Raw genomic sequence first — 13547 nt, 5'->3', positions numbered from 1 at the left:
CACACAAATCTGCAAGGACATCCCATGCCCATCAAAGTTCTGGAACTCCACCATGTCGGATTCGGCGTCAACCACGCCCAGGCCGACGCCATGCTCGACTTCTACCGCGAAGTGCTGAACCTGCCCCAGGACGCCGCGCGCTGGAAGATCCCCGGCATCTACGGCTCCTGGATCAACCTGCCCAACGGCAGCCAGTTGCACATCCTCGGCAGCGAGGGGCCGTCGCGCTATGCGCAGGGCCCGGGCAGGGACCCCGTGTCCAACCACATCGCGCTGGCCGTGGACGACATCCTCGGCGCCGAGCAGGAGCTGCAGGCGCGCGGCGTCGATTACTTCACGCTGGACAACGTGGCATCGCCCAGCCTCAAGCAGCTGTTCCTGCGCGACCCGGCCGGCAACCTGGTGGAACTGCACCAGTCCAATGCGCGCGCCCCCGGCATCGCCCAGGCCGAGCAGGACGCGGCGCGCGCCGGCAACGAGTGACGCGACGCCCTCCCTTTTTCCCTTTCCCTCCGGAATCCCATGTACTTTGAAATGCAATCGCTCAACAGCGAGCAGCGCAGCAACATCCTGCACTCCCTGGTTCTGCCCCGTCCCATCGCCTGGATCAGCTCGGTGGACGGGGACGGCACGGTCAACGTCGCGCCGTTTTCCTTCTTCAACGCCATGTCGGGCGATCCGCCGCTGCTGTGCGTGTGCATCGGCTCGCGCCAGGGCGTGCTCAAGGACACGGCGCGCAACATCGCGGCCACGGGCGAGTTCGTGGTGAACCTGGTGTCCGAGCCGCTGGCGCGCCGCATGGCGGTGACGGCCATAGAGTTCGGCCCGCAGGTGGACGAGTCGGCGCAGGCCGGCCTGGTCCTGGGCGATGCACGGCGGGTGAAGGCGCCGCGCATCGTGGACAGCCCTGCGTCCTTCGAGTGCCGCGTGCGCCAGATCATCGATATCGACGGCGTGCGCAGCCTGGTGCTGGCCGACGTGCTGGCCGCCCATGTCATGGACGCGGCCGTGGTCGATGGCGAGCTCATGTACTTCGACCCCGCGCCCATGGAGCTGATCGCGCGGCTGCAGAACCCCGGCTGGTATGGCCGCGTAGGCGATGCCTTCCAGATGCCCACGCCCTCTGTGGCGCAGTGGGATGGCATGCAGCGCCAGGGCGTGTCCGACGGCTACCTGGCCTGGGCCGACGATGGCACGGCCGCGCGCTGAAGGGCCGCCCATGCTTGCGCAACACACCATAGACAGCCTGGCGGCCGAGCTGCACGCCAGCGAAAAAAGCCGCGTGCAGGTCCGGCACTTTTCCCGCCGCCATCCGGACATGACGGTGCAGGACGGCTACGCCATCTCGCGCGCCTGGATGCGGCTCAAGCGCGCCGAGGGCCGCACGGTCAGGGGCCACAAGATCGGCCTGACCTCGCGTGCCATGCAGCAGGCCGTGCAGATCGCCGAGCCCGACTACGGCACCCTGCTGGACGACATGTTCTTCGAGCCCGGCGGCGACATTCCCTTTGCGCGCTTCATCGCTCCGCGCGTGGAGGTGGAGCTGGCCTTCGTGCTGGGCCGCACGCTCAAGGGGCCTGGCGTCACCCTGTGCGATGTGCTGGCCGCCACCGACTGGGTGGTGCCCGCTGTGGAAATCATCGACGCCCGCATCGAGCAAAAGGACCGCGATACCCAGGCCATGCGCACGGTGCGCGACACCATCGCCGACAACGCGGCCAATGCCGGCATCGTCATGGGCGGGCGGCCCGTGCGCCCCGACGCGGTGGACCTGCGCTGGGTGTCGGCGCTGCTGCAGCGCAACGGCGTGATCGAGGAGTCCGGCGTGGCGGCCGCCGTGCTCAACCATCCGGCCACGGGCGTGGCCTGGCTGGCCAACCGGCTCGCGCAATGGGATGAGCAGCTGGACGCAGGCCAGGTGGTGCTGGCAGGCTCGTTCACGCGGCCCGTCACGGCCCAGGCCGGCGACAGCTTCCATGTGGACTACGGGCCGCTGGGCTCCATTGCCTGGCGCTTTGCCTGAGCTTCGTCCGCAGTGTGGCGATGGTGTCGCCTGCGGCACAGTCCGCAGGCCCGGCGCGTCGCCGACAATGCAGCGGCGCCGCCCGCCACCGGTGCGCGGGCGGCGGCTGCAACACATGCACTACAGGATGGACAAGCAATGGAGATGAAGAACGCAAAGACGGCCGTGGTCACGGGCGGAGGAACCGGCGTGGGCAAGGCCGTGGCGCTGGCCCTGGCGGGCGCCGGCTACCAGGTGGTGGTGGCGGGCCGCCGCCAGGCGCCGCTGGATGAGACCTGCGCCGAGGCCCAGGCAAAGTACGGCGCGGGCGAGCGCATGCTGGGCATTGCCACCGATGTCAGCGATCCGGCTGCCGTGGAGCAGCTGTTCGCGCGCACGGTGCAGCGCTTCGGTCGCGTGGACCTGCTGTTCAACAACGCGGGCCGGGGCAATCCGCCCGGCTCCTTCCTGGACTGGACGCCCGAGCAGTGGCGCGAGGTGGTCGATGTCAACCTCAACGGCATGTTCTATTGCCTGCAGCAGGCGTTTCGCACCATGCGCGACCAGTCGCCGCGCGGCGGCCGCATCATCAACAACGGCTCCATCTCCGCGCATGCGCCGCGCCCCAATTCCAGCGCCTACACGGCCACCAAGCATGCCGTCATGGGCCTGACCAAGACCGCTGCGCTGGACGGCCGTGCCTACGACATCGCCGTGGGCCAGATCGACATCGGCAATGCCATGACCGAGCTGGCATCGCGCATGGCCAAGGGCGTGCCCCAGGCCAATGGCGAGATCGCGGTGGAGCCGCTGATCGACGCGGATGTGGTGGGCCAGTCCGTGCTCTACATGGCCAGCCTGCCGCTGGAGGCCAATGTGCTGTTCCACACGGTGATGGCCACCAAGATGCCCTTCGTGGGCCGGGGCTGAACCGGCAAAGTCAGGTCTTCAGGCCTGCACGCGGCGGCTCGCCGTCTCGGACGGGAGCTCGCCGAAGCGGCTGCGATACTGGGCCGCGAAGTGTCCCAGGTGCAGGAAGCCGTACTTCTGCGCCACGTCGCGCACGCCGGAGCCGGCTGCGGCGCCCGGGCCCTTGGCTGCCTGGAGTTCGGCGCGCACCCGGTCCAGCCGCAGCTGGCGCAGGAAATCCATGGGCCCCATGCCCGCGTGCTGGCGGAAGGCGGCCTGCAGCGTGCGCGCGCTGCAGCCGGCCTCGCGGCAGACATCGGCCAGCGACAGGGGCTGGTCGGCATGGGCCTGCATGTACTCCTGGGCCTTGCGCACGCCGCGCGGCAGCAGGCTGCGCCGGCTGTCCCCGGCCAGTGCGCGGCTGTGGCTGTGCGTGGCCGACATCAGCAGGCTGGTCAGCAGGTATTCCTCCGCATGCTGGGCCAGTGCCTGCGTGGCCTGCAGGGCGTTGCCCGCATCCAGCGTGTGCCGCAGGCAGTCGATGAAATGCACCAGCGGTGCCAGCGCCGGCTGGTCCAGCGGCACGCCCAGATCGAACACGAGTGGCCGGCCTGCGGGCGCCTGCAGCAGCGCCTCCAGCCGCGCCACCAGGGCCGGGCGGGCCATGCGCACGATCAGGTGCGGGCTGTCGTCGGCCCAGCGCATGGACAGCGGCTCGGTCGGCGAGGGCAGGGAGGCCAGGCGCGGCGTGGCATCCACCTGCTGCGCGCCGCAGCGGATCTCGGCACTGCCGCGCAGGGGAATCTGCAGCAGGAAGAAGTCCCGCAGGTAGCCGGGCTCGATGTGCACGCCGGGACCGTACTGCACATAGTTCAGGCTGACGTTGCGGGAAAGCGGCGCGCTGTGGTGGCAGGCGTCCAGCTCGGCGCGCGGGCGCAGCATGCCCAGGCCATGCGGACAGAAGACGCGCGCCACGCTTTCGCGGGCCTCGTCCATGTCGTGGCTCTCGAAAAGCCGGTAGCGCTGCAGCGGCAGCGGTGTGTGCATGGCGTGTTCCATAGGCTGGGCAGAACGTAGCAAAAACCACCCGCTCCCACAATTCGGACCATTCCCCGGGAGCCAATTTCTGCGCGCCAGGGACAGTGCCTGCGCTTGCCGGATGCCTGCGCGGCCCGGCCCCCCGTAACGTGTGCTGCACAGGCCAGCCCGGCCTGGCATCCACACGGGAGAACAAGCGTCATGTTCAAGGGACTCGAAGGCAAAAGCGCCATCGTCACCGGCGGCTCCACCCTGATAGGCGCCGGCGTGGTGCGTGCGCTGCACGCGGCCGGCGTAAAGGTGGTCATTGCCGACATCGATGCCGACAACGGCCAGGTGCTCGCCGATGCGCTGGGCGAGGGCGCGCTTTTCGTGCGCACCGACATCACCGACGACGCGCAGGTCGCCGCCTGCGTGCAGCAGGCGTGCAGCCGGCACGGCGGCGTGCACATCCTGGTCAACCTGGCCTGCTCCTATGTGGATGAGGGCCTGCAGTCGCCGCGTGCCGACTGGCTGGCCTCGTTCAACGTGAACGTGGCCAGCGCCGTCGCCATGCTGCAGGCCGTGCACCCGCACATGGTGGCCGCCGGTGGCGGGGCCGTGGTGAATTTCACCAGCATCTCTTCGGAAGCGGCGCAGACGGGGCGCTGGCTCTACCCGGCCAGCAAGGCGGCCATGAAGCAGCTCACGCGCAGCATGGCCATGGACCTGGCGGCCGATGGCATCCGCGTCAACAGCGTCTGCCCGGGCTGGACCTGGTCAGCGGTGATGGACCGGCTCAGTGGCGGCGACCGCGCCAAGACCGACCGCGTGGCCGCGCCCTTTCACCTGCTGGGCCGCGTGGGCGATCCGCACGAGGTGGCGCAGGTGGTGCTGTTCCTGTGCTCGGACCATGCCAGCTTCGTGACGGGGGCCGACTACGCGGTGGACGGCGGCTACGGCGCCATGGGGCCCGAGCGCGCCGTGGCCGCCATTCCCCAATTGATGGACTAGCACGCAGTACGGACACGGAGCCGCAAGGAGACAGCCATGAAGAAAATCGCCATCGTCGGAGCCGGCCAGTCGGGCCTGCAACTGGGCCTGGGCCTGCTGGCCGCGGGCCATCAGGTCACGATACTGAGCAACCGCACGGCGCAGGACATCGCCCAGGGCCGGGTCATGTCCAGCCAGTGCATGTTCGACAGCGCGCTGCAGATAGAGCGCGGCCTGGGCCTGGATCACTGGTCGCGCGAATGCCCGGTGGTCGAGGGCATCGGCCTGTGCGTGCCGCATCCGGCGCAGCACGGCGGGAAATCGGTCGACAAGGCCATCGACTGGGCGGCGCGGCTGAACGCGGGCGCGCAGTCCGTGGACCAGCGCCTGAAGATCCCCGCATGGATGGACGACTTCCGCCGCCAGGGCGGCGAGCTGGTGCTCAAGGACGCGGGCATCGCCGAGCTGGAGGAATGCACGCGCAGCCATGACCTGACCCTGGTCGCCAGCGGCAAGGGCGAGATATCGAGGCTGTTCGAGCGCGATGCCCATCGCTCGCGCTTCGACCAGCCCCAGCGCGCGCTGGCGCTGACCTATGTGACGGGCATGAAGCCGCGCGAGCCGTTCTCCGCCGTGTCCTTCAACCTGCTGCCGGGCGTGGGCGAGTATTTCGTGTTCCCTGCGCTGACGACCACGGGCCCCTGCGAGATCATGGTGTTCGAGGGCGTGCCCGGCGGCCCCATGGACTGCTGGGGCGATGTGAAGACACCGGAGCAGCACCTGGAGCGCAGCCGCTGGATCCTCGACACCTTCGTGCCCTGGGAGGCCGAGCGCTGCCGCGACATTGCGCTGACCGATGACAACGGCATCCTCGCGGGCCGCTTCGCCCCCACGGTGCGCAAGCCCGTGGCCACGCTGCCGTCGGGGCGCAAGGTGCTGGGCATGGGCGACGTGGTGGTGCTCAACGACCCCATCACGGGCCAGGGCTCCAACAACGCGGCCAAGTGCGCCGACACCTATCTGCGCAGCATCCTGGCGCGCGGCAATGGCGACGGCAATGGCGCATTCGACGCCGCCTGGATGCAGCAGACCTTCGACCGCTACTGGTTCGGCTATGCGCAATGGGTCACGCAGTGGACCAACATGCTGCTGGCACCACCGCCACCCCATGTGCTCAAGCTGCTGGCCAGCGCGGGCACGCTGGCACCGCTGGCCAGCGCCTTTGCCAACGGCTTCGATGACCCGCGCACCTTCTTCCCCTGGTTCGCGGATGCGGGCGAGGCGGATCACTACATCGACAGCTGCGCGGCCATCGCCGCCATGGCAGCCGTCCCCGCCTAGCCGCAGAGGCCGCCATGAGCACATGCGAAACCCCGGCCGCCGCCCCGGCCTGCTCCTTCGATCCGCGCGAGCTGCGCAAGGCATTCGGCCAGTTCACCACGGGCGTGACCGTCATCACCACGCGCGCGCCGGACGGGCGGCGCGTGGGCATGACGGCCAACTCGTTCTCCTCGGTCTCGCTGGACCCGCCGCTGGTGCTGTGGAGCCTGGCGCGCCAGGCGCCCAGCGTCTGCGATTTCCAGGGAGCCAGCCATTTCGCCATCCACGTGCTGGCTGCGGGCCAGCATCCGCTGTCACGGCGCTTTTCCACGCCGCAGCAAGACAAGTTCGGCGGCCTGGAGTGCGCGGAAGGCCCGGCCGGCGTGCCCCTGATCGATGGCGTGCTGGCCCGCTTCGTCTGCCGCAACGTCCGGCAATACGATGGCGGCGACCACCTCATCTTCATCGGCCAGGTCGAGCGCTGCGAACGCTTCGACGGCGAGCCCCTGGCCTTTCACGCGGGCTACTATCAGGTGACGGTGCGGCACCCCGAATGCGTATGACGGGCCATGAAAAAAGCGGCACCGCAGCTTTCCCCACCCTTTGAAACGGAGACAACCCCATGCAGCAGAAAGAACCCCCGGCAAGCCGCCATGTGCGCATCAACGCGCTGGACGGCAGCGGCAGCTTCAACGCCTACCTGGCCGTGCCGGCCTCGGGCAGCGGCCCCGGCCTGGTGCTGGCGCAGGAGATCTTCGGCGTCAACGCCACCATGCGCGAGGTGGCCGACTACTACGCCGAAGAAGGTTACGTGGTGCTGGTGCCCGACCTGTTCTGGCGCCAGCAGCCCGATGTGGAGCTGGGCTACACGCCGGCGGACTGGGAGCGCGCCTTCGGCCTCTATAAGGGATTCGACGAGGCCCTGGGCGTGCAGGACATCCAGGCCTGCCTGAACGCCCTGCGCCAGCGCCCCGAGGTCACGGACGGCAAGGCCGGCGTGCTGGGCTTTTGCCTGGGCGGCAAGCTGGCCTACCTGGCCGCCTGCCGCACCGATGCCGATGCGGTGGTCGGCTACTACGGCGTGGGCATCGAGGCGGCGCTGGACGAGGCCGAGCGCATCCGCTGCCCGCTCACCCTGCATGTGGCCGAGCTCGACGCCTTCTGCCCGCCCGAGGCGCGCCAGCGCATCGTCCAGGCGCTGGGCGGGCGTCCCGGCGTGGCCGTGCATGTCTATCCGGGCGTGGACCATGCCTTCGCGCGCAAGGGCGGCGACCATTTCCACCGCGCCTCGGCCCTGATGGCGCACGAACGCAGCATTGCCACGCTCAAGTCCGCCATCGGCCCGCATTTCGACCTGGCCGCGCTGTGGGACAAGCACTGCGAGTACGAGTTCGCCACGCGCAACGTGGACGACACCATGGCCACCATGGTGGCCGAGCCCTATGTGAACCACATCCCCACCATGACCGGCGGCGTGGGCTTCAGCAACCTGCACGCGTTCTATACGAACCACTTCGTCAACAGCAATCCGCCCGACACGTCGCTGACGCCGATTTCACGCACGGTGGGGGCCTCGCAGGTGGTGGACGAGATGCTGTTCTGCTTCACGCACACCACCGAGATCCCGTGGATGCTGCCCGGCGTGCGGCCCACGGGGCGGCGCGTGGAGATCCCGCTGCTGGCCGTGGTCAAGTTCCGGGGCGACAAGCTCTACCACGAGCACATCTACTGGGACCAGGCCAGCGTGCTGGTGCAGGTGGGCCTGCTGGACCCGGCGCTGCTGCCCGTGGCGGGCGTGGAGACGGCCCGCAAGCTGCTGGATGAGACACTGCCTTCCAACGAACTGCTCAAGCGTTGAGCGCGGCGCGGGCGCATGGGTTTCACCCTGCGCCCGATGGCGGCCTGCAGGCCGCCAGGGCTCTCAGGGTTGCCACCAATGTTGATATGTCAACATTGGTGGATCATGCGGCCATCGCAATCGCCATCGCCGCCCGGTTCCCTCCGCCCAATGCCCCGCCCACGCACATCCACGATCCCTGCCGCCGATGCCGCCACCGGCCCTGCACCGGACACGCAGGTCTGCAGCCAGACGCTGGCGCTGGAGGACTTCATCACCTTCCGCCTGGGCGCGCTGTCCAATGCGCTGCAGACCCAGGTGACGCGCCACTACATCGCACCGGCATCGCCCGTGGGGCTGACCGAGTGGCGGCTCATGGGCCAGATCCAGCGCCACGGCGAGCTGCACGCCAGCGCGCTGTCACGCCTGAGCCTGATGGACAAGGCCCAGATCAGCCGCGCGCTGCAGCCGCTGATCGACCGGGGCTGGGTGCTGCGCCGCGCCGACCCGCAGCACGCGCGGCGCCACCTGCTGCAGCTGAGCGAAGCAGGGCAGGCGCTCTTCGACGAGGTGCTGTCCCGCGCACGCCCCTACCAGGCGGCCCTGCTCAATGCCCTGACGGCCGATGAGCGCGCCATGCTGGACCGCATCCTGGACAAGCTGGGCCGTGCCTCCCAGGCGCTGGACCAGGGGCTGGATGCCTGATTTCCCCACAAGCACAAGCCACTGCACAACCCACCTCAAGACCCACCTCAGAACCCACCCCACGAGCCACACCATGAATTGCTCCATGCACCCTGATGAGCGGGCCGCCCGCATCGAACTGGCCGCCTGCTACCGCGTCTTCGCCATGCTGGGCTGGGACGAACTGATCTACAACCACATCACGGTGCGCCTGCCCGACAGCGTGACGGGCGGTGAAAAGCAGTTCCTGATCAACCCCTTCGGCCTGCACTACGAAGAGGTCACGGCCAGCAACCTGGTACGCATCAACGTGCGCGGCGAGGTGCTGGACGGCTCGCGGCATCCGGTCAACCCGGCCGGCTTCGTGGTGCATGCGGCCATCCACGACGGACTGCCGGGCGCGCACTGCGTGATGCACACGCACACCACCTCGGGCATGGGCGTGGCCTGCCTGGAGCAGGGCCTGTCGCAAAGCAACTTCTACAGCGCCCAACTGCACGGCATGGTGGCCTACCATGACTTCGAGGGCATCACCATCCATGCCGACGAAGGGCCGCGCCTGCTGGCCAGCATCGGCCACCGCAAGGCCGTGATCCTGCGCAACCACGGCCTGCTCAGCTGGGGCAGCGACCTGCCCCAGGCCTTCGTGGTGCTGTGGACGCTGCAGCGTGCCTGCGACGTGCAGATGGCCACCCTGTCCATGGGTGCGCCGCGCATGGTCTCCGACGCCATGGCTCGGCGCTGCAACGAGGACTCGCTGACCTTCAACGCCAGCCACGGCGGTGCCCGCGATGTGTTCGACCACCTGGTGCGCCGCGTGAACCGGCGCGACAGCAGCTATCTCGATCTTTGAACCCGGAGCTTCCCGCGCATGACCATGGAACAGACAAGCATTTCATTCGACAAGGCCTGCATCTTCGGCGCCGGTGCCATCGGCGGCTGGATGGGCGCGGCCCTGGCCCGCGCCGGCTGCCAGCTCAGCGCCGTGGCGCGCGGCGCCGCGCTGCAGGCCCTGCGCACCCAGGGCCTGACCCTGGTGCACGGCGAGCAGCGCGAGCACTTCGCGCTGCGCGCCGAACAGGACCCGGCCGCCCTGGGCGTGCAGGACCTGGTCATCATCTCCGTCAAGGCGCCGGGCATGCCCGATGTGGCCGAGCGCATCGCCCCGCTGATCGGCCCGCAGACCGTGGTGCTCACGGCCATGAACGGCGTGCCCTGGTGGTTCCTGCAAGGCGGTGTCGATGCCAGCGTGCGCGGCAGGCAGCTGAAAGCCGTGGACCCCGACGGCCGCATTGCGCAAGCCATCCCGCTGGGCCAGGTGCTGGGCTCCGTGGTCCATGCCAGCTGCTCCAACGATGCGCCCGGCGTGGTGCGCCGGCACTTCGGCAACAGCCTCATCCTGGGCGAGCCCCTGGCCACAGGGCCCGGCCAGCCGCCCACGCCGCGCCTGGCGGCACTGGCCCAACTGCTGCAGCGTGGCGGCATCGAGGCCAAGGTCTCCGACAACATCCAGCGCGACGCCTGGTACAAGCTCTGGGGCAACATGACCGTCAACCCCGTCAGCGCGCTGACGGGCGCCACCTCGGACCGCATCCTGGGCGACGACCTGGTGCGCGGCCTGATCACGCGCGTGATGCTGGAGGCCAAGGAGATCGGCGCGCGCATCGGCCTGCCCATCAACGAATCGCCCGAAGACCGCCATGCGGTCACGCTCAAGCTGGGCGCCTTCAAGACCTCCATGCTGCAGGACGTGGAAGCGGGCAAGCCCGTGGAACTCGACGCCCTGGTGGGCGCGGTGCGCGAAATGGGCCAGCTGTGCGGCGTGGACACGCCCTTCACGGATGCGCTGCTGGGCCTGGCACGGCTGCAGGCACGGCAAAAGGGGCTGATGGCCTGACGCCGCAAAGGCCCGTACCGGCCTGCAGCGCGCAACCGTAGACTACGCCTCCATGACTTCCGCCAAGAACCCCGCCTCGCCCTGGTCCACGCTGTGCGTGGTGGCCACCACCGTCCCCAGCGCCGAGGAGGCCGCCCATCTGGCGCGCAGCCTGGTGCAGCAGCAGGCCGCGGCCTGCGTGCAGGTGGAGCCCATCACCTCGCACTATGTGTGGGAGGGCGAGATGCACGCCACGCCCGAGTGGCGGCTGGTCTGCAAGACCCTGCCCGACGTGCTGGAGCGCCTGGCCCGGCTGCTGCGCGCCGGGCACAGCTACAGCGTGCCGCAGATCACCATGCGCACCGAGCGCTGCATGGCCGACTATGCGCAGTGGCTGCGCTCCCAGGTCTCGACCCGGGACGTGGCGGACACTGCAGACATGGCCGCCGCGCCCCGCATCACTGCGGCGTGACGTTGGCGGCCTTGATCACGGGCACCCAGGTCGCTGTCTCCTTGCGGATCAGCTCGCCGAAGGCGCTGCCCGTGACCACCCAGGGCTCGATCCCCTGCAGGTCCAGCTGCCTGACCACGGCCGGCGTGTTGAAGATCTCCTGAATATCCTTTTCCAGCTGCTTGAGCACGGCCGGCGGCGTCTTCTTTGGCGCCATCACGCCGTACCAGGACGAGATGGCAATGCCCGGCACGCCCGCCTGGGCCAGCGTGGGCACATCAGGCAGGTACTTGCTGCGGGCCGGGTCGGTCACGGCCAGCGCACGCAGCTTGCCCGACTGCACATGCGGCAGCAGCGCGGGCACATTGCCCACGATCATTGGCACCGTGCCGCCCAGCACATCGTTGAGGCCGGGCGCCGTGCCCTTGTAGGCCACGTGCAGGATGTCGGCGCCGGTCTGCTGCTTGAACAGCTCGCCGGCCAGATGCAGGCTGGAGCCCACGCCGGGCGAGGCATAGCTGATGGTGGACGGCCTGGCCTTGGACAGGGCCACCAGCTCCTGCACCGTTTTGGCGGGCACGCCAGGGTGCACGGCGATCACATTGGCCGCCTTGGCCAGCGAGGCCACGGGCGCAAAGTCCGCCTCCACGCTGTAGCCGGGCCTGGCCAGCAGCGTGGGATTGATGGTCAGGTTGCCCTGGGGCACGACCAGCAGCGTATGGCCGTCCGGTGCGGCGCGCTTGACCATGTCGATGCCGATATTGCCGTTGGCCCCGGGCTTGTTCTCCACCACCGAGGTCTGCTTGTAGCGCTCGGCCAATCCCGTGGACAGCAGGCGGGCCAGCGCATCGACCGGGCCTCCGGGCGGAAAGGGCGCGACGATGGTGAAAGGCTTGGCGGCCAGCTGCTGCTGGGCGGCGGCATCCTGGGCCAGGGCGCTCTGGCATGCGGCTGCGGCTAGCAGGGCGGCAGCGCCGAGCAAGGTGGGGGCTTTCATGGGGAACTCCGGGGAACAAGGCAAGGCAGGTACAAGCAAAAGAAATGCCTGAGGGCTATCGGTTGTTTCTTGTATAAAACAACGTTCTTCTTATAAATCAATGCAAAGCATAAAACCTGCGGCTTGATTCGAATCAAGGGAAAACCCTTGCCTGCATGCCTGGGCCTTCGCTGCTCGCATGCCCATGAAAAAAGGAGCGCAGCGCGCTCCTTCGGATGGTGGTGTGCCGGGTGGCCTCAGGACAGCAGCGCCTGCGCGAATTCCCGGGCGTTGAAGGTTTCCAGGTCCTCGACCTTTTCGCCCACGCCGATGAAGTACACGGGGATCGGCCGTTCCTGGGCAATGGCGGCCAGCACGCCGCCCTTGGCCGTGCCGTCAAGCTTGGTGACGATCAGGCCCGTGAGCTGCAGCGCATCGTCAAAGGCGCGCACCTGGGCCAGCGCGTTCTGGCCGGTGTTGCCGTCGATGACCAGCAGCACCTCATGGGGTGCCGTGGCGTCGGCCTTGCTGACCACGCGGCGGATCTTGCGCAGCTCTTCCATCAGGTGCAGCTGGGTGGGCAGGCGGCCTGCCGTGTCCACCAACACCACATCCTTCTTGCGCGCGCGGCCGGCGGTGACGGCGTCAAAGCTCACGGCCGCAGGATCGCCCCCTTCCTGGCTGACGATCTCCACCGTGTTGCGGTTGGCCCAGACGCCAAGCTGCTCGCGCGCGGCGGCGCGGAAGGTGTCGGCGGCGGCCAGCAGCACGCTCTGGCCTTCGTCGGCCAGGTGACGGGTCAGCTTGCCGATGGAGGTGGTCTTGCCCGCGCCGTTGACGCCAGCCACCATGATCACGGTAGGCTGGTGCTCGCCGATGACCAGCGGCTTTTCCAGCGGGCGCAGCAGGTCGGCCAGGGCATCGGCCAGCAGCGCCTTGACGGCGGCGGGGTCGGTGGCCTTGGCCTCCTTGACGCGGCGGCGCAGGTCGGCGAGCAGGTGCTCGGTGGCCTTGACGCCGGTGTCGGCCATCAGCAGGGCGTCTTCCAGTTCCTCGTACAGCGCATCGTTGATCTGCGTGCCCGTGAAGACCGTGGCAATGCTGCTGCCGGTCTTGCGCAGGCCGGTCTTGAGGCGCTGCATCCAGTTCTGGCGGCTGGCACCTTCGGCCTCGGGCTTGGCCGTGGGCTCGGGCGCGGCAATGAAGTCCGCAGGCGCGATGGTGGACGCGGGTGCAGCAGCTGGGGCAGGCGGGGTCTCGGGGGGCGCGGCATCGCCCTTGCCGCCGCCAAAGGGCTTGCGCCACCAGGCACTGCCGGTGTCGGCGGCCGGCGCCGCTGGCGCGGCCGGTGGCAGGGCAGGGGGGCTGTCCTGCGGTGGGGTTGCGGGAATGCCGGCCTTTTCAGGCGCGGCGCTGCTGTCCGTCGGGGAAATCTCGGCGGCGGAGGGGGTGGGCTTTTTCTTGAAAAAACTGAACATCGGC

Annotated in this window: 15 protein-coding genes; 12 read left to right on the top strand and 3 right to left on the bottom strand. The window is 69.0% G+C overall.

What is annotated here, in order from left to right:
* Positions 1–24 precede the first annotated feature (24 nt).
* The 4 genes from DELCS14_RS24000 to DELCS14_RS23985 all read left to right on the top strand — a co-directional run bounded on the left by DELCS14_RS24000 (position 25) and on the right by DELCS14_RS23985 (position 2932).
* The gene (locus tag DELCS14_RS24000) at positions 25–483 is read left to right on the top strand and encodes a VOC family protein (RefSeq protein WP_013803950.1); all 459 of its coding nucleotides are present in this window, start codon (positions 25–27) and stop codon (positions 481–483) included.
* Positions 484–522: 39 nt separating this feature from the next.
* Positions 523–1209, top strand: coding sequence for a flavin reductase family protein (locus tag DELCS14_RS23995; protein ID WP_013803949.1), 687 nt, complete (start codon positions 523–525; stop codon positions 1207–1209).
* Positions 1210–1219: 10 nt separating this feature from the next.
* On the top strand, positions 1220–2023 hold the full coding sequence (gene hpaH / locus DELCS14_RS23990) for a 2-oxo-hept-4-ene-1,7-dioate hydratase (RefSeq protein ID WP_013803948.1): 804 nt from the start codon (positions 1220–1222) through the stop codon (positions 2021–2023).
* Between the two features lie 138 nt (positions 2024–2161).
* Complete coding sequence (locus tag DELCS14_RS23985; protein ID WP_013803947.1) at positions 2162–2932, top strand: SDR family oxidoreductase; 771 nt, start codon at positions 2162–2164, stop codon at positions 2930–2932.
* Between the two features lie 18 nt (positions 2933–2950).
* Here DELCS14_RS23985 and DELCS14_RS23980 read toward each other — a convergent pair whose 3' ends face one another.
* A complete protein-coding gene (locus DELCS14_RS23980) occupies positions 2951–3958 on the bottom strand; it encodes an AraC family transcriptional regulator (RefSeq protein WP_013803946.1) in 1008 nt (335 codons plus the stop codon).
* Positions 3959–4150: 192 nt separating this feature from the next.
* Here DELCS14_RS23980 and DELCS14_RS23975 point away from each other — a divergent pair, with 192 nt between their 5' ends.
* The 8 genes from DELCS14_RS23975 (at position 4151) to cutA (ending at position 11110) form a co-directional block, all read left to right on the top strand.
* Entirely contained in the window at positions 4151–4942 is a 792-nt protein-coding gene (locus tag DELCS14_RS23975) for an SDR family oxidoreductase (protein WP_012203717.1), read from the top strand.
* Positions 4943–4978: 36 nt separating this feature from the next.
* A complete protein-coding gene (locus DELCS14_RS23970; protein ID WP_013803945.1) occupies positions 4979–6262 on the top strand; it encodes a styrene monooxygenase/indole monooxygenase family protein in 1284 nt (427 codons plus the stop codon).
* A gap of 14 nt (positions 6263–6276) precedes the next feature.
* Positions 6277–6804, top strand: coding sequence for a flavin reductase family protein (locus DELCS14_RS23965; protein ID WP_013803944.1), 528 nt, complete (start codon positions 6277–6279; stop codon positions 6802–6804).
* Between the two features lie 59 nt (positions 6805–6863).
* The gene (locus DELCS14_RS23960; RefSeq protein ID WP_013803943.1) at positions 6864–8099 is read left to right on the top strand and encodes a dienelactone hydrolase family protein; all 1236 of its coding nucleotides are present in this window, start codon (positions 6864–6866) and stop codon (positions 8097–8099) included.
* Positions 8100–8249: 150 nt separating this feature from the next.
* A complete protein-coding gene (locus DELCS14_RS23955) occupies positions 8250–8783 on the top strand; it encodes a MarR family winged helix-turn-helix transcriptional regulator (RefSeq protein WP_013803942.1) in 534 nt (177 codons plus the stop codon).
* Positions 8776–9615: a class II aldolase/adducin family protein gene (locus tag DELCS14_RS23950; protein WP_267233498.1), complete on the top strand. Its 840-nt coding sequence runs from the start codon at positions 8776–8778 to the stop codon at positions 9613–9615. Before DELCS14_RS23955 ends, DELCS14_RS23950 begins: the two co-directional genes overlap by 8 nt.
* An 18-nt stretch (positions 9616–9633) precedes the next feature.
* A complete protein-coding gene (locus DELCS14_RS23945) occupies positions 9634–10659 on the top strand; it encodes a 2-dehydropantoate 2-reductase (RefSeq protein ID WP_013803940.1) in 1026 nt (341 codons plus the stop codon).
* A gap of 52 nt (positions 10660–10711) precedes the next feature.
* Entirely contained in the window at positions 10712–11110 is a 399-nt protein-coding gene (cutA, locus tag DELCS14_RS23940) for a divalent-cation tolerance protein CutA (RefSeq protein ID WP_013803939.1), read from the top strand.
* On the opposite strand, the gene DELCS14_RS23935 is transcribed toward cutA, so the two are convergent.
* The gene (locus DELCS14_RS23935) at positions 11097–12086 is read right to left on the bottom strand and encodes a tripartite tricarboxylate transporter substrate binding protein (RefSeq protein WP_013803938.1); all 990 of its coding nucleotides are present in this window, start codon (positions 12084–12086) and stop codon (positions 11097–11099) included. The genes cutA and DELCS14_RS23935 overlap by 14 nt on opposite strands.
* 236 nt (positions 12087–12322) lie before the next feature.
* Positions 12323–13543 (bottom strand): signal recognition particle-docking protein FtsY, encoded by a 1221-nt coding sequence (gene ftsY / locus DELCS14_RS23930; RefSeq protein WP_013803937.1) that lies wholly within the window; start codon positions 13541–13543, stop codon positions 12323–12325.
* Positions 13544–13547: the final 4 nt, after the last annotated feature.

It is taken from the genome of Delftia sp. Cs1-4, from assembly GCF_000214395.1.
Classification (GTDB): domain Bacteria; phylum Pseudomonadota; class Gammaproteobacteria; order Burkholderiales; family Burkholderiaceae_C; genus Comamonas; species Comamonas acidovorans.
This window is presented reverse-complemented; position numbering and strand designations above follow the sequence as displayed.

What these genes read in the sequence shown, in the direction of transcription:
- DELCS14_RS24000 (WP_013803950.1), top strand. Translation starts at nt 25, where the DNA reads ATGCCCATCAAAGTTCTGGAACTCCACCATGTCGGATTCGGCGTCAAC.
- DELCS14_RS23995 (WP_013803949.1), top strand. Translation starts at nt 523, where the DNA reads ATGTACTTTGAAATGCAATCGCTCAACAGCGAGCAGCGCAGCAACATC.
- hpaH (WP_013803948.1), top strand. Translation starts at nt 1,220, where the DNA reads ATGCTTGCGCAACACACCATAGACAGCCTGGCGGCCGAGCTGCACGCC.
- DELCS14_RS23985 (WP_013803947.1), top strand. Translation starts at nt 2,162, where the DNA reads ATGGAGATGAAGAACGCAAAGACGGCCGTGGTCACGGGCGGAGGAACC.
- DELCS14_RS23980 (WP_013803946.1), bottom strand. Translation starts at nt 3,958, where the DNA reads ATGCACACACCGCTGCCGCTGCAGCGCTACCGGCTTTTCGAGAGCCAC.
- DELCS14_RS23975 (WP_012203717.1), top strand. Translation starts at nt 4,151, where the DNA reads ATGTTCAAGGGACTCGAAGGCAAAAGCGCCATCGTCACCGGCGGCTCC.
- DELCS14_RS23970 (WP_013803945.1), top strand. Translation starts at nt 4,979, where the DNA reads ATGAAGAAAATCGCCATCGTCGGAGCCGGCCAGTCGGGCCTGCAACTG.
- DELCS14_RS23965 (WP_013803944.1), top strand. Translation starts at nt 6,277, where the DNA reads ATGAGCACATGCGAAACCCCGGCCGCCGCCCCGGCCTGCTCCTTCGAT.
- DELCS14_RS23960 (WP_013803943.1), top strand. Translation starts at nt 6,864, where the DNA reads ATGCAGCAGAAAGAACCCCCGGCAAGCCGCCATGTGCGCATCAACGCG.
- DELCS14_RS23955 (WP_013803942.1), top strand. Translation starts at nt 8,250, where the DNA reads ATGCCCCGCCCACGCACATCCACGATCCCTGCCGCCGATGCCGCCACC.
- DELCS14_RS23950 (WP_267233498.1), top strand. Translation starts at nt 8,776, where the DNA reads ATGCCTGATTTCCCCACAAGCACAAGCCACTGCACAACCCACCTCAAG.
- DELCS14_RS23945 (WP_013803940.1), top strand. Translation starts at nt 9,634, where the DNA reads ATGACCATGGAACAGACAAGCATTTCATTCGACAAGGCCTGCATCTTC.
- cutA (WP_013803939.1), top strand. Translation starts at nt 10,712, where the DNA reads ATGACTTCCGCCAAGAACCCCGCCTCGCCCTGGTCCACGCTGTGCGTG.
- DELCS14_RS23935 (WP_013803938.1), bottom strand. Translation starts at nt 12,086, where the DNA reads ATGAAAGCCCCCACCTTGCTCGGCGCTGCCGCCCTGCTAGCCGCAGCC.
- ftsY (WP_013803937.1), bottom strand. Translation starts at nt 13,543, where the DNA reads ATGTTCAGTTTTTTCAAGAAAAAGCCCACCCCCTCCGCCGCCGAGATT.